The organism is Flavobacterium pectinovorum (genome assembly GCF_900142715.1).
Taxonomy (GTDB): domain Bacteria; phylum Bacteroidota; class Bacteroidia; order Flavobacteriales; family Flavobacteriaceae; genus Flavobacterium; species Flavobacterium pectinovorum.
This window is the reverse complement of sequence record NZ_FRBX01000001.1, coordinates 1,260,450-1,279,636: the sequence shown is the minus strand read 5'-3', so window position 1 is coordinate 1,279,636 and position 19,187 is coordinate 1,260,450. Positions and strand designations below refer to the sequence as shown.

Sequence of the window (19,187 nt, the reverse complement as noted above, 5' to 3'; positions counted from 1 at the left end):
ATTAAAATGTAACATCAATTCCAAAAATCACCGATTTCGGCTGTGGGTATCTTCCTAAATCAATACCTGCTGAATTTGCATTTGCATCAGCACGGGCAATTTCAGGATCTAAACCTGAGTAATCTGTAATTGTTATAAGGTTTTGTCCGCTTACATAAAATCTTGCTTTTGAAAAATAGCTTTTAAAAGAATCTCCTGATAATGTATATCCAATAGCGATGTTTTTTAATCTGGTATAAGAACCATCTTCTATATAACGCTGGTTTGCTGAAGACCAGTTGATATCTGCTCCTTGTGCTCTTGGTAATGTAGCCGAAGGATTTGTAACAACGCCATTTACAACATTTGCCCTGTCTAAAACATCTGTGCTGGAGTTAAACAAGCGGTTCATTCCTTTTAGATCAAAAGTGTTTGCATTATAAATATCGTTACCTGCAACCCCGGTTATAAAACAATTGAAATCAAAGTTTTTATAGGCTGCGCTCAGGTTCAAACCGTAAGTAAAATCAGGATAAGGATTACCTATGTTTGTTTTATCATCTGCATTTATGATTTTATTACCGTCTCTGTCAATTATTTTAATATCACCCGGTTTAATAGTAGTCTGCCCAGGTCCAAAAACAGCATCAACTTCTGCTTGATTTTGATAAATTCCATTGGTTTGATATCCGTAAAAATAAAATAATGGCTGTCCGACTTCTAATCTGGAGAAATTTTCTAAACCTGCTCTGGCAGAAGGACCTCCTAATACACTTGTAACTCCTGGCGCCAAACTCGCTACCTCATTTTTGCTTGTTCCCAAATTAGCCAAAGCCGACCATGTAAAATCACCTTTTCTGTCATTAAAACCAATTGACAATTCATAACCGCTTACTTTTACGTCTGCAATATTTTGAATTTGAGTTCCGCCGCCCGCAGATCCAACAGAAGCTGCAAGAGGCACTGCAAAAAGAATATCACTACTCTTATTATTGAAATATTCAAATGAACCCGTTATTTTTTCATCAAAAAAACCAAAATCTAAACCGATATTCCTGTCTAGTTTTGACTCCCATTTTAAGTTTGGATTAGCCGCAACTCCCAAAGAAACACCCGGCGCATTCCCGCCTCCAATTGGATAATTATAATTTGCCAATAAAGTAGCACTATATTGATAATTGTCTATCCTGTCGTTTCCTGTCGTTCCTGTACTGGCTCTAAGTTTTAATGTACTAAAAACAGAATTTTGCATAAAACTTTCTTTAGCTATATTCCATCCTACAGCAACAGAATAGAAATTACCCCAGCGATTATTGGCCCCAAAACGTGAAGATGCATCTCTACGTCCTGAAACAGCCAGGATATATTTTTCATCATAGTCATAATTGATACGGGCAATATAACCGATGTTTTTTTCCTCGTAATTGGCAGATCCTAAACTTCCCTCATTGTAGCGCAGCTGATCAATTTCATCTGAAATATAATAGCGGCTTCCGGCTGCTACACTTTGTGATTTTCCATCAATTTTAGTAATAACTCCCAACACTTCAAGATTGTGTTTGTTTGCGATAGTTGTTTTATAAGTTAAACTATTGTCAAAAACGATAGTCTGGCCTTGAGAATTTGTTTCGTTTGTTGTAGAAAATGCCTGTTTGTGATAAGAACCATCCTGAAAGCTCGGAACGAAAGTGTGATCCTTACCTGTATAATAATCTAAAGAAACTTGTGATCTGAATTTCAATCCTTTGTAAATTTCTAATTCAGCAAAAATATTTCCAATAATGGATAAGTTATTTATTTTCTGATATCCTAAATTAGCCACACGAACAGGATTTTCTGCGTCATTACCATCTATAGCGCTAGGTCCTTGATAACCGCCTAAACTATTTTCATTGTAAATTGGAAAATAAGGCGCCATTTTAATTGCATGCTCTAATAACGTTCTTCCCCCTGCAGAACGCTCAGGGTTAATAGTACTAAAAGAAACGCCAATGTTACTTCCTATTCTTAATTTACCAATATCCTGTGTATTATTTGCTCTAAAAGAATAACGTTCGAAACCTGTATTAATAACAGCTCCTTCCTGTTTTAAATATTCAGCAGAATAACGGCTTGTAGAATTCTCAGTACCATTTGAAAAACTCAAATTGTAATCCTGCATGATTCCCGTTTGAAAAATCTGGTCCTGCCAGTTTGTATTTATATTTCCAAATTCGGCCGCTCTTGCTGTTAAATCACTCCCTAAATCTTTAGCGTATTGAAGATACTGCTGGGTATTTAAAACATTATATCTCTTTGTCACTTCCTGTCCGCCAACGTAAGTGCTAAAGGTTAGCTGTCCCGGACCTTTTTTTCCTTTTTTAGTAGTAACCACTATAACACCGTTAAAGGCTTTAGAACCATATAAAGCAGTCGTAGAAGCATCCTTTAAAACAGATATACTCTCAATGTCATTCGGGCTTAATCCAGAAAGATTACCCGTTAAAACCCCGTCAATTACATATAAGGGAGCACTGTTTCCCATAGTAGCAAGACCACGAATACTAACGGTGGGATTGGAACCAGGTGCACCATTTACAACTGTAACCCCTGCAGCGCGTCCTTGTAGTGCAGATTCAGCGTTAGTAATCGGTACCGCAGCAATATCTTTTGAACTTACAGTCGAAATTGCTCCTGTAATCTTGGTTCTTTTTTGAGTACCATAAGCTATAACTACTTCATTTAAATTTTGTGTCGATTGAACAAGAGTAACATTAATTGAACTTCTTTCACCCACTGTGATTGTCTGTGAGATTAAGCCAACATAGGAATAAGTTATTTTATCGGTTGGATTAACTCCTTTTAGAGAGTATTTACCATCAAAATCTGTTGATGCGCTATTCTGCGTTCCTTCTACATTAATACTGGCACCCGGTAAAGGAAATCCCGAAGGGTCAGTAATCACTCCATTAATGGTCTTTGATTGTGCCATTATACTATGACTGCCCACGATCAGCAGTCCGATTAGTGCAATTTTGAGTTTTAAATTCATATTAATAGTTTTTTTTTTATTTGGTTTAAATAGTTAATGGTTTTTGTATTCTAATTGATTAGTTCATAGTGGTATTATTTATTCAGTTATTATTTTGATTTAAAAAAAGATTGACTCAATGTGAATCAGTATGAGGTAATTATATTAGTAACAAATATAAAAAAACAATTAATAAAACAATCGGTTGCTTTGTATTTTACTTAAACAATAAACAAAAAATAGTCAAAATAAAAACATTAAAAATATTTATTAACCTAAAAAAATACAAATAATTTAATCTTGAAATAAATTTAAAATAAAAAATAATAATTTAATAGCCAACTGACCTATTTAATACAAAAAATACAAATATTAAAAAAAAGAGTAAATTTTATTAAAAACATCTAAAACATAAGTTAAAAACTACTAAAACAAGTTAAAAAGATAACATTTGCAATTTATCCTATATGGAAATAAGTCAAAAAAGCAAAATGCAGTTAAAAAAACAATCGGTTTCTTAAAAAAGAATATTGTAATTAATATCAAAAAAAGTCTAATTCGATTAGTTAATAATCTGCGCCGGACCAAAATTTAAACATAAATATTTATTTAAACTTTTAGCGATGTTTTTAAACCTTATTCTGGCTTTGATAATTATTTACATATCTCAAATTTGAGAGATAACTAAATAATTACCTAGCAATGCAAAATTATGAATGAAGATTTTTTTAAAACAAAAACTAATTTAGATCCTTCAGATTACAAAAGATTATTTGGAGATCCTTTTTGGAATAAACAAGGAAAAACATACATAGGTTTAGCAATTCTAATTATTTTATTCTCAGTTTATTATCATTGGCAAAACAGGTATGTAGAACTTCGCCCTGTACTTGTAAATGAGGTTTTACATAGACCAATATTTTTTTCAGAAACATTTCATAATCAATTATTTAAAATCGCAAAACCAAACGAAATTCCGCCAAATTTTTATAAAAACATAAAGTGGGTTTTGGAAAGAGAACATCAAGAATATATTGTAAAAAACGGAGTGATTTATATTAGATATAAATACATGAATGATTATGAAATGATATGGAACCATACCACTAAAACTAACAACCTCGAATGGTTCAAATCGCAAAGAGAAATAGATAGTATCAATGGAGATTACGAAAGCAAAGAAAAATTAGATAGAATTATTAAGGGATTTCGTGATTAATACGATTATATATTACATAATGCTTACCATTAGTAATAAATTGCAATCCAGTCGAGGTCACTGGGACAAAAGATAAAAATCTTCTTTTGCCCCGTTTTTTTGCCGTAATCTATCATTTACAAATATGAATTTTATTTTAGGATTTATGTAATTGTTTAAGAACATTTTTTTCCAAAATTCCATAAGCAAAATGTTGAAGGTTTATCAGAACAGAAGTGCCTTTACCCACAATATTTCTAAATTTAGGTTTAGCCGTCTGTACAACTTTAAGCACTTTTTCTGCAACCATTGCAGGATCTTCGGCTTGTTCTACCAAAGTGTTTGTGAATTTTTCAATCTTACCTCTCAGTATATTGTAATCTTCAATTTTATTTAAAGTTGACGATGAGTTATCTAAAATACTTGTTTTAAAAGCAGCAGGTTCAATCATAGCAACACTAATGTTAAACTCATTCAATTCATAACGTAATGCTTTGAAATATCCTTCCAATGCGTGTTTGGAAGCTGCATAATATGCCGCATTGGGAAACGAAACAAGCCCTACAATTGAACCCACCGTTATTATTTTGCCGAATTTTTGTTTTCTAAAATAAGGCAATACGGCATTCGTTACCTTGATGGTTCCCCAAAAGTTAGTTTCCAATTGCTGTCTTCCCAGCTCAATAGGAGTTTCTTCTGCAATACCAGAAACTAAAAAGCCTGCATTATTGATAAGAATATCTAACTGTCCTATTTCCTTGAAAATTCTTTCTGAAAAAGTATTTATGGATTGTTCTGAATCAAGGTCTAATGCTATCATTTTAAAAGGCAACTCTGATGCGTACTTTTCGGGGTTGCGGCTGGTACCAATTACATTATATCCGCTTTTGTGAAGCTTGTTTGCTATTAACAGGCCAAACCCTGATGAAGCCCCTGTTACTAAAATCGTTTTATTCATGATTACTTGATTTAAAATTTAATTTGTAAATTTGCTTGCAAATTGCAAGTGCAAATATATAAACAACTTTCAAAATGCAAGTTGTTTTTTAAAATATTTTATGAAAACAGAAAAAAAAAGATCAGACTGCCCATTGAGCTGCTCACTTGACGTATTTGGCGACAAGTGGTCATTACTCATTATCAGGGATTTAATGTTCGGAAATAAATGTACCTATAACGATTTTTTAAAATCGGAAGAAGGCATTGCAACCAATATTTTAGCATCAAGACTCAAAGGACTTGAAGAAAATGGCGTAATTGAAAAATCAGCACACCCCGACAGTAAAGCAAAAAATTTGTACAAACTCACACCAAAAGGAATTGATTTATTGCCCATAATTATGGAAATTTACATTTGGTCTGACAAATATTACGAAATGCCAGCCGAGTTAAAAGCGACAATCAAAGAAGCCAAAAAAGACAAAGACAAATTTGTAAAACAGGTAACAAAAGAATTGAAAACCAAAATGACTGAGAAAAAAACCTAATAGCCAAAAGGGAGTTTACCCCTAATCTGCTTATAGAACCGTGTATTTCAAAATTGGGATAAGAATATTTTATTCCGTTACAGGAATCTGATACTTTTTCTTGATTTTCTCAACTCCCCTTTCTCTCATTAGTTCCACGGCATCAAGCATTTTGATTAAATGAATATAAGGCGTCGTTAGGTCAGTTTCAGGATCTTCGGCATAGGGAGACAATGAAAGCTCTACGATTAGACATAAAAAGAATTCAAATTCTTTAAGCGTTTTTTCTTCAAATGCTTTTTGAAATACAATAAAAGGATTATCGTATTCTTCCTTTGTTAAATAAGTAAGAGAAAAAACTGTTTCAGAGCACAAAGACTTTTTTACTTTCCATTTTTTGCTTTTCTCTTGCAGGCAGTAACAAACTTTGAGAAAAGAAAAGATAGCCGTATAAAACACAAAAACATCAGAGGGATTGTCCTCTTTGTAAACTTTTGTTTTATAGCTGTAAATTACCATTTCGGTTAAATTTTGTTTATAATAATCAAGACGCGCAAAGGCAAAAAAGGCATCAATTGCCTTAAAGGGATTTCCTGCCACAAACCCTGCCCAAAAGTTAGTTTCTAAGGATACTTTATTCTTTTTCATAGTACGGAAGTATAAAATTTTCCGGCGAAAGTCCATTCTTTGCAAAGGATAATCTATTCGAAAAGGCGGATATAATATCTGACAAAAGTGATGTTTTCTGAGATATTTTTTTATCTTTGAAATTCAGGATTTTTAATCCAAATGGCTTTATCTTTGAGCCTCTAGAAAAATTGATATTCATTATGGAACAGAAAATACATCAGGGAAGAAACGTAAAACGCTTCAGAGAAATGCTTGGCATCAAACAAGAAGCATTGGCTTTTGATCTGGGAAATGACTGGAACCAAAAGAAAATTTCTATGCTGGAGCAAAAAGATGTAATTGAAAATGATATTTTGGATCAAATCTCAAATGCCTTAAAAATTCCTGTTGAAGCTTTTCAGAATTTTGATGAGGAACAGGCGGTGAATATTATTTCTAATACGTTTGGCGATAATAGCATTGGGTATCAAAAAAATGACAATCCTATTTTCAATCCTGTTGAGCAGGTACTAAAACTTCACGAAGAAAAAATTTCTTTGTATGAGCGTATGTTGAAGGAGAAAGATGAAATGATGCTGAGGCTTGAGAGATTATTTGATAAATAATTATGATAATAATATACCCTGTGTACCATTTAAAAATTCTAACAAAAGATATATTTCGTTAATTAAAGAATATGCATACCAAAACAAAAGAGCAAATAGAAATATTTGCTCTTTTAGTATTCTCTTTAAAATCAACTAAAATCGTAGCCCGATATACTGTTTAATTTTAAAGATTATTCTGTATTAGTTTGCACAGGCTTATAATGTTAGGATGATTCTTGTCTTATTTCTTAATGCAAATAACACAATATCAAAGATATGAAAAATAAATCAAATTTAAAGTTTTAACTTACAAAATTATCAATTCCTACTCTTCGAAGTCCTTTCAACGTAATAGAGCTTTCATCAGTATCTGAATTTAATTCTATCATACCATCATTTTCTAAACTAAGAAGTGCATTTAAAACTTGAGCTTGATATTCTCTTTCAGACGAAATATCGTGATTTAAGAGGTCATTCGGAGTTACATCCATTGTTAATTCTTCTAAATTGTATGACTTGTTAGGGACTTGAGCAAGAATTTTGAGCAACTTTTCTAATAATTCAATCTTAACTTCCATATAAAACAGCTTTACTTAAGATATGAAAATTGACAATATTTCAACTTTCTAATTAATCTAAGACTTTGTGAGAGTATTGTTAATTAGCTAACGCAATAATGTCTACTATTTCTTCAACTTTAGCGAAAGTTTGTATTGAAACCACTTTTTCGCCTCCAGCTAAATAGATTATTGTATTTCCATCATAATCTTCATTTAATGGCGCAAATCTAAGTATGTGGTTGATGTTTAAATAATAATCATATTGATTTACGTCTGTTATTTTGATAAATCCTTTCATGTTTTTTTAGCGTTTTAGTTTATCAAATATAGTGAATTGTAACAGCCAATTATTGTTTAATTATACATATATCAATACAATACTAAAAATGATATCATGAAAACACTTTCAAAACACATTCTGGAAAGCTTCACACCAATCAAAGAAGAACAACAAACAGTTATAGAGAATCTAAATGACAACAAAGATGAAGTTGTTACTGTGGAGGAATCTGTAGAAAAAGAAAAACCGTCTGAATAGGGACGGTTTTGTATCAAAGATCAGTAATATTTCTTACTTCATAGTATTGGTGTAAAATTGACAAATCAAAAAATCAGATTTAGAATAAACGGGTAATTATACCTAGTGGTAAATCAAAAAATGATCATAGATTTGTATTGTAATTATAATGGTTATTAACTTTTGATCTTTGTTAGTAAGGTTGATGCGTTGTTATTATGTAATCTTTTATTAAAATTTTATGAGTGCGAAAGCATTACATTTTCTAATTTTGTGTCAATCGAATAGAATAATAATTTGGTAATTTATGTGACATATATAAATATGTGACATAAATTTCTAACTATTACCCATTTTTCATTCTATTGATTTAGAGATAATTATAATCTCTGATTTAATATTGATAATAAAAAATAAAAACTTAACTTTATAGTATAAGTTACAAGAATATGTATTACTATTGCATTCTTCTATATATTATTTATGAGTGAATACATTAAGAAGTCTTTAAATAATTTTGAATCGGCGGAACTTTTATTTGAAAATGGAAAATATTCATCGAGTATACATTGTGTGTATTATAGTACCTATCAACTAATATTATACATACTAAAATATAAATTAAACAGTGAGTGGAATTCTTTTCAGGAAAAAAAATATGCTGAGTCATTAAATAATAAGAAGAATCCTAAAGAGGATTCTCATAATTTAACGATATCATTTATAAAAGAAAATATAACAACTACAAATGAGGTTTTTGGTCGCTTATTTGATTCTAAAATAGGGATCTTGAAACATCAGAGACATACCGCTGATTACAAAGAAAATGCAATTGACATGAAAACAGCAACAAACTCATTAGATTTATCAAAGAGAATTAATGATGAATTAATTAAACATTTTGCCTTATGAAATCAAATACTTACGTACTAACAAAGATTAATGAGTTAGCCAATGCTATTCCTCAATTAACAATTAGATACGAATATGATCAATCTTGCGATTCTCATTTTGTCGAAGTATCACCGATAAATGAATTTGAGAGTAACAAAAAATATATAGCATTAGAGAAAGAAATAAGATTAGAATTTATAAATCTTTTTCCTTTTGACATTCTAACTTTTATTAGTGAAGATGATGGAATAGTTTTAGAATGTCCTATACTAATTAAATCAAAATTTAGAAGTAAGGAAACAAATAAAAAATTCGATTTAGAAGATATTATTTCTGCTTTATTCAAAGATTATATTGTTGATTGGCCAAATACTAGTTTTGAAAAAATTCAAAACCCAGAAGTTTATACTATAGCTGATACAACATTGGAAACAGTAAAATTAGATTATGATTGTGATTCAATTGACAATGATTATCTCTTAGCAGCTTAATATGAGTGACAATAATAAAACTTATAAACTTAAAAGTTTATCTTTAATTGAAAGTAATTTTAGAAGAGAAGCAGAAATTGATTTTTCTATTGAGATAGAGAATGAAATAGATATCGATATTCAACATACTTTAATAGCAAACGATGTTATAATAACTTTACAAGTTGATTTAATCGGAAAATATAAAAGGAAAAAATTATTTAGATTTACAACAAAATACCTTGGAGTCTTTGAAATTGGGAATGAGGATATTTTACCTGTTGAAAAATTTGTTGAGGCAAATGGCCCTGCCATTATGTATCCTTTTATTAGAGAGCATATTGCAGGAACATCTTTAAAAGCGGGTATGAAACCAGTATTGTTGCCACCTGTCAATTTCATTAAACTTAGTTTAGACAACAAAGCTAAAAAAGCCTTATCAAAGTAGCGTTATTTTAGTTGCATGTAAATCATTTTGAAACTAAAGTAAGAACGTCAATGAACAAAAAATCCCGCTTATTGAGCGGGATTTTTATCTTTAATAACTTCTACTCGTACTATTATAAAACGATGATAAACTGTAAGATTTGGTAGCTTCTACTGTAGATACCTTGTTATTGTAAAAATCTAAGAAATCACGTTTATCTTCCAAATCTCCAATTGTTTTCAATTTCCCCGCTCCCCGAAGAGTTCTTATGAAAAGCTGTGCGAAGTCTCCTGACTTTGCACCCGCATAGAGAATCAACAAAGAGAAATATATAAAAATAATAGTATCACATTATAGAATGTTGGAACGGGCACGAAGTCGAGAGACTTCGCACAGCAATGCAACTGTCCAACAATCCCCTCAACAAATCAACAACAACCGATATTCCCCATCCTTTTCTATTGGTGCTCTATGAATACAAGGCAACACTTGTTGTTTTGGATGATCTACAGCCAGTCTCCAAAGATGTCCTAAACCTAAATTAATAGGTTCTACATTGGCATGTACCTGATAATGCAAATCAAAATAATTTTCCATCAAAAAGTCTTCGAATTCTTCCGTTGGTCCGTCGTGTAGTTCTTTTAGCTTTGTTCGAATTTCCGGAATCAGGATTTTTTGTTCAGCCTGCGAATTCGAAACAATATCACTTGCCGCTCCGTGATAGGTGCATAAAAAAGTATCTGTTGCAATGGGCGAACGATCAACGTGAAACGAATATACATCTGTCGATATGAAATCAAATTCATCATCACGTTCGTAACACTTCAGTAAGTTAAGAGCGGGTGAAGCGCCAAAATCAGTTAATAATTGTAAATCATTTAAGATTATTTCTCTTGCTATATTACCCTTTTCTGATAGTTGGAGTGCGATTAGATCTTCAGGATAAACTTCGGTTATATTTTCTGCTATATTTTCTTTTAAAGATAACTGGGCAATAATCTCTTTAAAATCACCACCCAAATTTCTGTACCAGCACAGCGCATTCATTTCTCCCTTGAAATCGGTATGTACAAGATCAGAGAAAGTAGATACTGTTCCAATTTGGCTGTTGTCAGAAAATGTATTGCTCATAGTATAATAGTAAGAAGCTAGTTGCTTCCTGCATTACAAAATTATGCAATAGTAAGCAGTTGCGGTATTTTTCACAAAAAAAAGATCAAACATTATAAACGTTTGATCTTTCTAATCTTATCTAAGATGCCTTATTAGCGATTTTCAAATTCCCTGCGGTTGTAAAAAGCGTCATCATTACTATCATAATTAGGATCATTTTCAGGATAATAGGATTTCATTACTCTTCTTTCATATTCCCTGTCAAAATTATGCTGCGTATTATACCTGCTCGTGTTTCTAAAAGTATCATATCCAATACTATTTGCCATAACAATTTTAGTATCTGTATTTATGTTTACAGATCCAATTGGTATAATAATATGGCTGTCTCCTTCTTTATAGATAAACTCCTTTCCGTTGTCATTTGCAATAACATCACGCACTTCATTACGGTGGTCATCTATTAATTTTTTATCTAATTTTACATCCAGATAAACCACGCGCTGCATGTCTTTATTCACCCATAGATTATCAATTTTACCAATTGTATGGTTTTCTGCGTCTACTATCTTCCACCCTCTTACATCAGAATAATTGGAAGCAACTTTATAATCAGATAGTTCGTCTAGTCTGTATAAGTTTTTGTCTTTATTTTCCATAATTTTTTTTAAATAGTATTATATACTGTTTTTATTTGTCTGTTAACTCCAGAAAACTATTTCTTTTAATTTTCACAATAGCGAAAAAACAAAATTGTCCCACTGTTTTCCGGTTATCTGTTCTATTGTGCACTTGTACTGTTTTCGATTTCTACACTGTTTTCACTATGAGTTTCATGATCATTTACAAAAACATAGTATATAAGTGCTGCTATTAGTAGTAAAGCAACAATCCATGGCCATACTGGCCTTTTTTTCTCAATTTTAATTTCTGCCATAACTCATTTTCTTTTGATTATAAAATAGTTTTTAAACACAATTAAAGATACAAATGAGAAGAGCGTACAAAGTATTTAATTACAGCAGGATCTTACAAAATTCCCATAGATTGATATTGTTTTTATTGTAAGAATAAAACACTTGTCATAAAAACTATTGTAGAAAAATGAAAGGGATTATATTTTGTATATTCTAAAAAAATGCAATGAAAAAGTATCGGGTCCCGGAGGTGCAGCTGAAATTTTAGATATTAATCCCTCAACGCTAAATTAAAAAACTCGAGATCAATAAAATTTAACTGATTTTATCAAGCCACTTTACAATACTTTCTGCGGTTTCTTCCCATTGAGGCTCCAATATCAAAAAATGATCTTTGCCCTCTAGTTTTTTGTAACAGGTGATAGAATGAAAGTTTTTGTATTTTTTGTAATTCCAATACAACGCTTTAGAAGTAACAAATTTGTCCTCCGATCCTGCTACAAAAAAAAGAGGAACATGTCGTTTTTTGAAGTTTACTCTTGTGTTTTTTAACAGCAGATCGCGCAATGCGGTTTGTGATTCAGGGATTATAAAATCTTCAAATTCGATTATCTGTTCTTCTTCTGATGCAGAATTATATAAAATATTCTGCCACTTTTTAAACGTTAGCAAAACAATACTTTTATCTGAAAAAAAAATGTGTGAAAATTGGAGTATATTTTTATAGAATACGAGTTTTTTAAAAGATAAGCCTGCTGGCGGAAAAGAGCTGATACAAACGCCAGCCGCTGCAAAATCCTGCTGAACAAGCAGCTGAACTAAGAGACCGCCGTAAGAGTGACCAATTAAAATTGGTTTTTCCTGAAGCTGTTCTATAATTTCGGTATAATAGCATAAAAGTTCAGACAAACATATTGAGCCAATTTTATTAGAGGAATTTGCGTCTCTCAAATTTTCCGGAGCATCGTTTTTATGAATCCATGGCGGAGCTACAACTTTGTATCCTTTGTTTTTAAAATACCAAAGCCACTGCTCCCAATAATAATGACTCACAAAAGCCCCCGAAATAAACATAACCGTTTTTGTCGTAATCTGATGCATACATTGTTTTTTAAGTCTTAAAAAAAACCGACAGCCGTGATTCTTTTAAAACAGACTTCGGTTCTATAATGAATTTTCAGGGGGTAAATGTGGTATCATCAGGAGAGAAATATTTGTCCCGGGATTTTGAAGATTAAACAAATTCGATGTGTTTTTATACCATGCGATTTCAGGTTTTTGCTGAGAAAACCTGCGAAAGTGTTTTAATCTTCTAATCCGCGGACTTATATAGTGATTGAAGGACTTCCTTCAGAAGTTGTTATATTTCCAAAATCAAATTTTGATTTAATGAAATTTCACCAAAAAATTATAAACGTTCGTACCAGTCTAAAATAAAATCTGCAACAATTTCCCATCCTTTTTCTCCGCAGATAAAATGGCTTTTCCCCTGAAAAATCTTCAGATCGACACGGCTGTTTTTATCTTTATATTTTTTTGCCAAAGTTGTTGTAAGGGACGCAGGAAAAATATTGTCGCTTCCCCCTCCAATAAATAAAATTGGTTCGTGCGGTTTTTTAAAATCAATGTTAGAAAAAGAGTTCAGTACCAGTTCACGGCTTACTTTAAAGCTCTCCGGCACTGCGTAAGTAGCAAAAGCATTCGCTTTTTCGCTTTCAGACTGCAGGGTATTAAAAAAACTTTTATTGTACCATTCACGGCTTCCCATATAGTAATCTTTGCCGGAGAAAAAGCCAAATGCAGGCAATACAGTCTTTAAGGTTTGAAACGGAGGAAATACATTTTTGGGCGGCGCTCCGTCAATACTTATAGCGGCGGCGGCCTTTCCTAGTTCCAACAGTTTCATTACGGCCATTCCCGCCATAGAATGCCCAATAATTAATGGCTTTTCTGGCAGACTGTCGATCAGTTTGGCTATGTTGCCAACCACATCTGTAAATCCTGTTTTAGTAAGTTCCGGATGAACGTGATTTCTTAAATCTGCAGGATTGCCCTGATGTCCAGGATTAGCTGGCGTATAAACTGTATACCCCTTTTTCTCATAGTAGCTTTTCCAATTTGCCCAGCTTAAATCATTCACAAAGTTTCCATGTATAAGAATTATGGATTTTGATTTTGTCATAATATTAAATTTTTAGTGATGAATAAAGTACAGCTTACTGTTTTATAGTTTTTAAATCAGTAAATCTTAACTTAATTGCTTAACATTTAAAACTATAGCAATCTTTACGCCTGAATAAAAAACAACACATTATCAATACTTTACGAAGAATTCATTTTGTTTGATTACTAAATTTCGTGAATCGTAAATAATTTTTTACGATATTTAAATAATTAGCAATTTATAAAGTGGCACGAAGAGTCGTTGCTGGGCTATATCACTTAGCTACGCTAATCATTGAGTTCATACCTAAAAGCTCTTCAAAAAATTAGGCCAACAAATAGTCTAATTTAGTTTTTAATATATTCTCATTTTGATGCCCGAAATACACTCCTAAGATATTATAATTGTCATCGAAAATAATAAATGATGGAGTTCCCTGTAACTGATTGAGTGTAAATGTTTCTGCTATTACAGGTATCTGGGAATAGTATGACTTTATTTTTGTCAATAAAATTTCTTTTTCGTTCTCAGAAAAATTTTCAAAATTGGGAATGATATTGCAAATTAATTCAATCTTATCTGAATTAAGTAATTGTTCAGAAGATGTAATAGTATCAAAAGCTATTGGAAAGTTTGGAATATCTAAATAGTTAGAAAGCCCGAAATTTGTATTGTAATACTTTTTGGTTTCTCCAACTAATGTACCGTTTTCTAATAATAGCTTTAAGTTGGCTTCGTTATTATATTCAAAGTCTTCAAAAGCAGTTGCTACTCCAATAAAGCCAACATTATCCTTAAATGATTTGTAAAGATCGTTCATCATAGGAAAACCATATATAAAACAACCCGGACAATTTACCTGAAATACAAACGCTATATTAACCTTATTTACTTTGAATTCTCCCTGAAGCAATTCCTGAGTATTGAGATGAAATTTTGACATTGGTGAAATTAATTATGTTAAACAATCTAATTACAAGTACAAAAGTAGTTAGGATTACTAACTTGTTAATAGTCCAGTTTTTGCATTAATTCCTGTTTTCTGGTTTTTAACTATCTACAGGCTTTATAGTTAACTTCATTTCAACCAAACAGTAATAAACAAGTAATTAAAATATTTTTTGTAAAAACATGTTCCTATTTCAAAACAATATCGTAATATTGCAATATATATATATATAAAACAATGGGAGCTACAAAAACAGATCATTTTACAGACAATCAAAACGAACTTGCGGTTTTAGCTAAGGCTTTGGGTCATCCGGCCAGAATTGCGATTATGGAATATTTACTAAAAGTAGATACCTGTATCTGCGGAGATATAGTTAATGAATTGCCGCTATCTCAGCCAACAGTATCGCAACATCTTAAGGAACTTAAAAGTGCAGGCTTAATAAAAGGCAGCATTGACGGCAACTCTATTTGTTACTGTATAAATGAACCGGGATTGGAAAAAATAAAAGGATTTTTCGAACACATCAGTGCTCATTTAGAAAAAAAGAGAAACGAGTGCTGTTAAATTAATTACTATGGAAATCAGAAAATTATTGGATACAGATTGGCCGCAGGTTAGATTAATCTATGAAAAAGGCATTAACACCGGCAATGCTACTTTTCAGACCAGCGCTCCTTCATGGGAAGACTGGAACGACTCACACCTTGCTACTTGCAGGATTATTGCCGAAAGTAATGGCCAGATTATAGGCTGGGCAGCACTTACCCCCGTTTCTTCAAGATGCGTTTATGCAGGAGTCGCTGAAGTAAGTGTGTATGTTGACCCTGAGTATTCAGGTAAAGGAATTGGTCTGGCACTTTTAGAAGAACTGGTTCATTTGAGTGAAACTGAAGGCATATGGACGCTGCAGGCGGGAATATTTCCAGAAAATACAGCTAGTCTGCGTATCCATGAAAAAGCCGGATTCAGAACATTAGGTATTCGAGAAAAAATTGGAAAACAAAATGGAATCTGGAGAGATACTGTTCTGCTGGAAAGAAGAAGCCAGCTTATCAATTAAAATTAAGTATTTAATTATAAAAAAATGCGGTAAAAAGAATTTAATAATTCTGTTGTAAACACATCAAAAACTTTAAAAAAATACATTATGAAACTTTCAGAAATTAAAGAAGTACTAAAAACAGTTGAGGCAGTAAATTTTGAATTGCCTAATGGAAATTTTGTTCCGGAATATTTCCATGTTACAGAAGTTGGCTTGATTACTAAAAACTTTATTGACTGTGGAGGAACAGTAAGAAAAGAAACTGTTGTAAACTTTCAGCTTTGGGATGCTAATGATTACGAGCATAGACTTAAACCACAAAAACTGATTCATATCATTGAACTTTCAGAAAAGGTTCTGGGTATTGAAGATCATGAAATTGAAGTTGAATATCAGGACACCACAATTGGTAAATATGATTTAGATTTTAATGGTAAAAATTTTGTTTTACTTAATAAACAAACTGCCTGTCTGGCTCAGGAACAATGCGGGATACCAGCAGAAAAATCTAAGATAAAATTAACTCAGTTAAATCCTGATTCTTCAAATTCATGCGCACCCGGATCAGGTTGTTGCTAATTTTTAAATAACCATTAAAAATCTATTATAAATACCAAACAAACTATGTTATTTACCGAAATTAAAAATACCACCAATTCATTTGATTTTAATCAAATCTCGGAAGAACGCAAAACTATACTGCAGCCTTTAGTTGATTATATTCAAAACAAGGTCGACAATAAACAGCCGATAAGACTAAATTTAATCTGTACGCACAATTCAAGAAGAAGCCATTTGTCTCAGGTTTGGGCGCAGACCGCAGCTGCAAATTATAACATACAAAATGTTTCCTGTTATTCGGGAGGTACAGAAGCTACTGCCCTGTTTCCGATGGTAGTTAAAACGCTGCAGCATTCCGGATTTAAAGTTAAAGCTATTTCAGAAGGTCAGAACCCAGTTTATTCTATAAAGTTTGCATCGAATGAACTCCCGGTTATCGGCTTTTCTAAAACCTATGACGATGATTTTAATCCTGAGAGTGAATTTGTTGCCATAATGACCTGCTCACAGGCTGATGGAGGCTGTCCTTTTATTGCAGGTGCCGAAAAACGTATTCCAATAACCTTTGAAGATCCAAAAGTATCAGATGGCACACCAAAGCAAAAAGAGGTATATCTGGAGCGCAGTCTTCAAATTGGAACCGAAATGTTTTATGTATTCTCACAAATTAAACAATAAAAATGTCAGCAAATAACTGTGCGCCTGCTGCACGCAGGAAATTAGGTTTTCTGGACCAATTTTTAACCCTTTGGATATTTCTGGCTATGGCTCTTGGTGTAGCAATTGGTTACTTTATTCCCTCGAGCGGAAATTTTATCAATTCTTTTTCAAGCGGAACAACCAATATCCCTCTGGCTATTGGGCTCATACTTATGATGTATCCACCACTTGCCAAAGTGAAATATGAGCAGATGGGACAGGTTTTTAGAAACACTAAAATTCTGGGAGCATCTCTATTTTTAAATTGGATTATTGGACCAATTTTAATGTTTGCTTTGGCTTTACTTTTTTTAAATGGTTATCCGGAATATATGATCGGTGTGATCTTAATTGGTTTGGCGCGTTGTATTGCCATGGTTGTAGTTTGGAACGACCTTGCTGATGGAAACAGAGAATATGCTGCAGGTCTTATTGCCCTGAATAGTATTTTTCAGGTACTGCTTTATAGCGTGTATGCTTATATTTTTATTACTATTCTTCCACCCTATTTCGGATATAATGGTTTTGCAATAAATATCAGTATTGGTCAGATTGCCGAGAGTGTCGGGATATATTTGGGAATTCCTTTCGCACTTGGAGTTATAAGCCGTTATGCTCTTATTGCAATAAAAGGATCTAAATGGTTTGAAACTAAATATGTACCGTTTATTTCTCCAATCACTCTAATATCTCTCCTTTTTACCATCATAGTGATGTTTAGTCTTAAAGGAGAACTAATTGTTCAAATCCCTATGGATGTTGTTCGTATCGCCGTTCCATTGGTAATATATTTTACTATTATGTTTATTATCAGTTTTTTCGTTGGAAAATATTTTGGTGCAGATTATTCAAAAGCAACAGCAATAGCTTTTACCGCTACAGGAAACAATTTCGAACTTGCAATTGCCGTGGCTATTGGCGTCTTTGGCATAAACAGCGGTCAGGCATTTGCAGGAGTTATAGGCCCTTTGGTTGAAGTGCCAGCGCTTATTGCCCTTGTTAATGTTGCTTTCTCGTTTAGAAAGAAGTATTATTGATCCATATATAAAATAAAAAAAGAGCTAATTAGCTCTTTTTTTATACTGTTTCTTAGTATTGTAACAATGTCTATGTTTGATTAATAATACATATAAAGCATTATTTTCGAATTTGAACTCTCAATAACTTTTTCAAGTCTTTTAAAAAACACTTCGCTTACCATTGGGCAGCCATGGCTGTTTATAATATAATATTCTTTTTCTTCATCAGGAACTTCTTTATAACGATGCAATACGATAGCTCTTTTCAAGGCGTTGCTATTAGTTTCATCAAGACCATTAAGCCTGAAAGCTTTACCAAAAACACCACTATATGATTTTTCGATAGAATATCGGCCTAGTGAAGAGCAGTTAGAATTTGGTGTATTGCTAAATTGCAGAATATCGCCTTTTATTCCTGTCTCTGATCCTGAACCATGTGCAACAAGCCCCTGGTCAATTATCTGGTCATTCTCAAGATCATAAACAAAAAAACGATTCTTTCCTGATTTGATTTTCATATCTACAAGAAAAGCAATTTTTTTGCTGTAAGTGCGGTTTGCAGAAGTAAAAGATTTGATCTCGCTTACATGATTTGTAAGTCGTGCGAATTCAACTTCAGATAACATTTCTTTTTTATCTGTTACATTATAAGTAGTAAAAGAAGTTAAAGAAAAAAGCAGTGCCATAAAAAATATTTTCATACGCAACAGTAAATTTTAAGTTAAACAGCAGATTGGGATTGCCTTATCACAAATATTATTTTTACTTATATTTTGATGTTGCAAATTTATCAATAAATTTTACACAATTCCCATGTTTCATAATTTAAATATATTATAAATATTTGATAACATGAACTTTACACGCATTTATTTTTCAAAAATCACTCTTTTTAACAAAAACCGTTATATAAATAAGTAGGAAATTAAGTTGTTTTAATTTGGAACAACGTAAAAAGTCCCATTCGCCGCGGCGAATG

At 32.2% G+C, this 19,187-nt stretch carries 24 protein-coding genes; 12 read left to right on the top strand and 12 right to left on the bottom strand.

Going from position 1 to position 19,187, the window contains the following annotated elements:
* Position 1: 1 nt before the first annotated feature.
* Positions 2 to 3,010, bottom strand: a complete 3,009-nt coding sequence (locus BUE22_RS05505; protein ID WP_073394074.1) for a SusC/RagA family TonB-linked outer membrane protein — start codon at positions 3,008 to 3,010, stop codon at positions 2 to 4.
* 691 nt (positions 3,011 to 3,701) lie between these two features.
* Between BUE22_RS05505 and BUE22_RS05500 the strand changes: the two genes are divergently transcribed.
* Positions 3,702 to 4,208: a hypothetical protein gene (locus BUE22_RS05500; RefSeq protein ID WP_073394073.1), complete on the top strand. Its 507-nt coding sequence runs from the start codon at positions 3,702 to 3,704 to the stop codon at positions 4,206 to 4,208.
* 136 nt (positions 4,209 to 4,344) lie between these two features.
* Here the strand turns inward: BUE22_RS05500 and BUE22_RS05495 are convergent, their stop codons facing one another.
* Entirely contained in the window at positions 4,345 to 5,145 is an 801-nt protein-coding gene (locus BUE22_RS05495) for an SDR family oxidoreductase (protein ID WP_073394072.1), read from the bottom strand.
* 100 nt (positions 5,146 to 5,245) lie between these two features.
* On the opposite strand from BUE22_RS05495, the gene BUE22_RS05490 reads away from it, so the two are divergent.
* Positions 5,246 to 5,674: a winged helix-turn-helix transcriptional regulator gene (locus BUE22_RS05490; RefSeq protein ID WP_042567132.1), complete on the top strand. Its 429-nt coding sequence runs from the start codon at positions 5,246 to 5,248 to the stop codon at positions 5,672 to 5,674.
* Positions 5,675 to 5,743: 69 nt separating this feature from the next.
* Here BUE22_RS05490 and BUE22_RS05485 read toward each other — a convergent pair whose 3' ends face one another.
* Positions 5,744 to 6,301 (bottom strand): hypothetical protein, encoded by a 558-nt coding sequence (locus tag BUE22_RS05485; protein WP_073394071.1) that lies wholly within the window; start codon positions 6,299 to 6,301, stop codon positions 5,744 to 5,746.
* A gap of 182 nt (positions 6,302 to 6,483) precedes the next feature.
* Between BUE22_RS05485 and BUE22_RS05475 the strand changes: the two genes are divergently transcribed.
* Positions 6,484 to 6,888, top strand: coding sequence for a helix-turn-helix domain-containing protein (locus tag BUE22_RS05475; RefSeq protein ID WP_073394069.1), 405 nt, complete (start codon positions 6,484 to 6,486; stop codon positions 6,886 to 6,888).
* A 284-nt stretch (positions 6,889 to 7,172) separates the two neighbouring features.
* Here BUE22_RS05475 and BUE22_RS05470 read toward each other — a convergent pair whose 3' ends face one another.
* Positions 7,173 to 7,361 carry a hypothetical protein gene (locus BUE22_RS05470; RefSeq protein ID WP_124020514.1) on the bottom strand — a complete coding sequence of 63 codons (189 nt, stop codon included), beginning with the start codon at positions 7,359 to 7,361 and terminating at the stop codon, positions 7,173 to 7,175.
* A gap of 166 nt (positions 7,362 to 7,527) precedes the next feature.
* Positions 7,528 to 7,728, bottom strand: coding sequence for a hypothetical protein (locus BUE22_RS05465; protein ID WP_073394067.1), 201 nt, complete (start codon positions 7,726 to 7,728; stop codon positions 7,528 to 7,530).
* 96 nt (positions 7,729 to 7,824) lie between these two features.
* On the opposite strand from BUE22_RS05465, the gene BUE22_RS23690 reads away from it, so the two are divergent.
* The 4 genes from BUE22_RS23690 (at position 7,825) to BUE22_RS05450 (ending at position 9,759) form a co-directional block, all read left to right on the top strand.
* Complete coding sequence (locus BUE22_RS23690) at positions 7,825 to 7,968, top strand: hypothetical protein (protein ID WP_159438463.1); 144 nt, start codon at positions 7,825 to 7,827, stop codon at positions 7,966 to 7,968.
* A 462-nt stretch (positions 7,969 to 8,430) separates the two neighbouring features.
* Positions 8,431 to 8,859: a HEPN domain-containing protein gene (locus tag BUE22_RS05460; RefSeq protein ID WP_073394066.1), complete on the top strand. Its 429-nt coding sequence runs from the start codon at positions 8,431 to 8,433 to the stop codon at positions 8,857 to 8,859.
* Positions 8,856 to 9,332, top strand: coding sequence for a hypothetical protein (locus BUE22_RS05455; protein ID WP_073394065.1), 477 nt, complete (start codon positions 8,856 to 8,858; stop codon positions 9,330 to 9,332). The genes BUE22_RS05460 and BUE22_RS05455 overlap by 4 nt, the downstream gene beginning before the upstream one ends.
* 1 nt (position 9,333) lies before the next feature.
* Positions 9,334 to 9,759 (top strand): protein-export chaperone SecB, encoded by a 426-nt coding sequence (locus BUE22_RS05450; RefSeq protein ID WP_073394064.1) that lies wholly within the window; start codon positions 9,334 to 9,336, stop codon positions 9,757 to 9,759.
* A gap of 399 nt (positions 9,760 to 10,158) precedes the next feature.
* On the opposite strand, the gene BUE22_RS05445 is transcribed toward BUE22_RS05450, so the two are convergent.
* The 6 genes from BUE22_RS05445 to BUE22_RS05425 form a co-directional block, all read right to left on the bottom strand.
* Positions 10,159 to 10,869, bottom strand: coding sequence for a DUF1826 domain-containing protein (locus tag BUE22_RS05445; protein ID WP_073394063.1), 711 nt, complete (start codon positions 10,867 to 10,869; stop codon positions 10,159 to 10,161).
* Positions 10,870 to 11,003: 134 nt separating this feature from the next.
* The gene (locus BUE22_RS05440; protein WP_073394062.1) at positions 11,004 to 11,510 is read right to left on the bottom strand and encodes a PRC-barrel domain-containing protein; all 507 of its coding nucleotides are present in this window, start codon (positions 11,508 to 11,510) and stop codon (positions 11,004 to 11,006) included.
* Positions 11,511 to 11,632: 122 nt separating this feature from the next.
* A complete protein-coding gene (locus BUE22_RS23795; protein WP_165768484.1) occupies positions 11,633 to 11,788 on the bottom strand; it encodes a hypothetical protein in 156 nt (51 codons plus the stop codon).
* Between the two features lie 295 nt (positions 11,789 to 12,083).
* Entirely contained in the window at positions 12,084 to 12,869 is a 786-nt protein-coding gene (locus BUE22_RS05435; RefSeq protein WP_073394061.1) for an alpha/beta fold hydrolase, read from the bottom strand.
* A 307-nt stretch (positions 12,870 to 13,176) separates the two neighbouring features.
* Positions 13,177 to 13,950 carry an alpha/beta hydrolase gene (locus tag BUE22_RS05430; RefSeq protein ID WP_073394060.1) on the bottom strand — a complete coding sequence of 258 codons (774 nt, stop codon included), beginning with the start codon at positions 13,948 to 13,950 and terminating at the stop codon, positions 13,177 to 13,179.
* Between the two features lie 307 nt (positions 13,951 to 14,257).
* On the bottom strand, positions 14,258 to 14,875 hold the full coding sequence (locus tag BUE22_RS05425) for a hypothetical protein (RefSeq protein WP_073394059.1): 618 nt from the start codon (positions 14,873 to 14,875) through the stop codon (positions 14,258 to 14,260).
* A 243-nt stretch (positions 14,876 to 15,118) separates the two neighbouring features.
* Between BUE22_RS05425 and BUE22_RS05420 the strand changes: the two genes are divergently transcribed.
* The 5 genes from BUE22_RS05420 to arsB all read left to right on the top strand — a co-directional run bounded on the left by BUE22_RS05420 (position 15,119) and on the right by arsB (position 18,226).
* Complete coding sequence (locus BUE22_RS05420; protein WP_073394058.1) at positions 15,119 to 15,451, top strand: ArsR/SmtB family transcription factor; 333 nt, start codon at positions 15,119 to 15,121, stop codon at positions 15,449 to 15,451.
* A gap of 10 nt (positions 15,452 to 15,461) precedes the next feature.
* A complete protein-coding gene (locus tag BUE22_RS05415; protein ID WP_073394057.1) occupies positions 15,462 to 15,947 on the top strand; it encodes a GNAT family N-acetyltransferase in 486 nt (161 codons plus the stop codon).
* 87 nt (positions 15,948 to 16,034) lie between these two features.
* Positions 16,035 to 16,508 (top strand): DUF6428 family protein, encoded by a 474-nt coding sequence (locus BUE22_RS05410; RefSeq protein WP_073394056.1) that lies wholly within the window; start codon positions 16,035 to 16,037, stop codon positions 16,506 to 16,508.
* A 45-nt stretch (positions 16,509 to 16,553) separates the two neighbouring features.
* Positions 16,554 to 17,168, top strand: a complete 615-nt coding sequence (locus BUE22_RS05405; RefSeq protein ID WP_073394055.1) for an arsenate-mycothiol transferase ArsC — start codon at positions 16,554 to 16,556, stop codon at positions 17,166 to 17,168.
* Between the two features lie 2 nt (positions 17,169 to 17,170).
* A complete protein-coding gene (gene arsB / locus BUE22_RS05400) occupies positions 17,171 to 18,226 on the top strand; it encodes an ACR3 family arsenite efflux transporter (protein WP_073394054.1) in 1,056 nt (351 codons plus the stop codon).
* Positions 18,227 to 18,306: 80 nt separating this feature from the next.
* Here the strand turns inward: arsB and BUE22_RS05395 are convergent, their stop codons facing one another.
* Entirely contained in the window at positions 18,307 to 18,909 is a 603-nt protein-coding gene (locus BUE22_RS05395) for a murein L,D-transpeptidase catalytic domain-containing protein (protein WP_073394053.1), read from the bottom strand.
* Positions 18,910 to 19,187 lie beyond the last annotated feature (278 nt).

Excerpts from the sequence above, each read along its gene's own strand:
- BUE22_RS05470 (WP_124020514.1), bottom strand. The coding sequence starts at position 7,361 with ATGGATGTAACTCCGAATGACCTCTTAAATCACGATATTTCGTCTGAA.
- BUE22_RS05495 (WP_073394072.1), bottom strand. The coding sequence starts at position 5,145 with ATGAATAAAACGATTTTAGTAACAGGGGCTTCATCAGGGTTTGGCCTG.
- BUE22_RS23795 (WP_165768484.1), bottom strand. The coding sequence starts at position 11,788 with ATGGCAGAAATTAAAATTGAGAAAAAAAGGCCAGTATGGCCATGGATT.
- BUE22_RS05485 (WP_073394071.1), bottom strand. The coding sequence starts at position 6,301 with ATGAAAAAGAATAAAGTATCCTTAGAAACTAACTTTTGGGCAGGGTTT.
- BUE22_RS05505 (WP_073394074.1), bottom strand. The coding sequence starts at position 3,010 with ATGAATTTAAAACTCAAAATTGCACTAATCGGACTGCTGATCGTGGGC.
- BUE22_RS05500 (WP_073394073.1), top strand. The coding sequence starts at position 3,702 with ATGAATGAAGATTTTTTTAAAACAAAAACTAATTTAGATCCTTCAGAT.
- BUE22_RS05440 (WP_073394062.1), bottom strand. The coding sequence starts at position 11,510 with ATGGAAAATAAAGACAAAAACTTATACAGACTAGACGAACTATCTGAT.
- BUE22_RS05490 (WP_042567132.1), top strand. The coding sequence starts at position 5,246 with ATGAAAACAGAAAAAAAAAGATCAGACTGCCCATTGAGCTGCTCACTT.
- BUE22_RS05430 (WP_073394060.1), bottom strand. The coding sequence starts at position 13,950 with ATGACAAAATCAAAATCCATAATTCTTATACATGGAAACTTTGTGAAT.
- BUE22_RS05420 (WP_073394058.1), top strand. The coding sequence starts at position 15,119 with ATGGGAGCTACAAAAACAGATCATTTTACAGACAATCAAAACGAACTT.
- BUE22_RS05475 (WP_073394069.1), top strand. The coding sequence starts at position 6,484 with ATGGAACAGAAAATACATCAGGGAAGAAACGTAAAACGCTTCAGAGAA.
- BUE22_RS05415 (WP_073394057.1), top strand. The coding sequence starts at position 15,462 with ATGGAAATCAGAAAATTATTGGATACAGATTGGCCGCAGGTTAGATTA.
- BUE22_RS05410 (WP_073394056.1), top strand. The coding sequence starts at position 16,035 with ATGAAACTTTCAGAAATTAAAGAAGTACTAAAAACAGTTGAGGCAGTA.
- BUE22_RS05435 (WP_073394061.1), bottom strand. The coding sequence starts at position 12,869 with ATGCATCAGATTACGACAAAAACGGTTATGTTTATTTCGGGGGCTTTT.
- BUE22_RS05450 (WP_073394064.1), top strand. The coding sequence starts at position 9,334 with ATGAGTGACAATAATAAAACTTATAAACTTAAAAGTTTATCTTTAATT.
- BUE22_RS23690 (WP_159438463.1), top strand. The coding sequence starts at position 7,825 with ATGAAAACACTTTCAAAACACATTCTGGAAAGCTTCACACCAATCAAA.
- BUE22_RS05395 (WP_073394053.1), bottom strand. The coding sequence starts at position 18,909 with ATGAAAATATTTTTTATGGCACTGCTTTTTTCTTTAACTTCTTTTACT.
- BUE22_RS05425 (WP_073394059.1), bottom strand. The coding sequence starts at position 14,875 with ATGTCAAAATTTCATCTCAATACTCAGGAATTGCTTCAGGGAGAATTC.
- arsB (WP_073394054.1), top strand. The coding sequence starts at position 17,171 with ATGTCAGCAAATAACTGTGCGCCTGCTGCACGCAGGAAATTAGGTTTT.
- BUE22_RS05460 (WP_073394066.1), top strand. The coding sequence starts at position 8,431 with ATGAGTGAATACATTAAGAAGTCTTTAAATAATTTTGAATCGGCGGAA.
- BUE22_RS05405 (WP_073394055.1), top strand. The coding sequence starts at position 16,554 with ATGTTATTTACCGAAATTAAAAATACCACCAATTCATTTGATTTTAAT.
- BUE22_RS05465 (WP_073394067.1), bottom strand. The coding sequence starts at position 7,728 with ATGAAAGGATTTATCAAAATAACAGACGTAAATCAATATGATTATTAT.
- BUE22_RS05445 (WP_073394063.1), bottom strand. The coding sequence starts at position 10,869 with ATGAGCAATACATTTTCTGACAACAGCCAAATTGGAACAGTATCTACT.
- BUE22_RS05455 (WP_073394065.1), top strand. The coding sequence starts at position 8,856 with ATGAAATCAAATACTTACGTACTAACAAAGATTAATGAGTTAGCCAAT.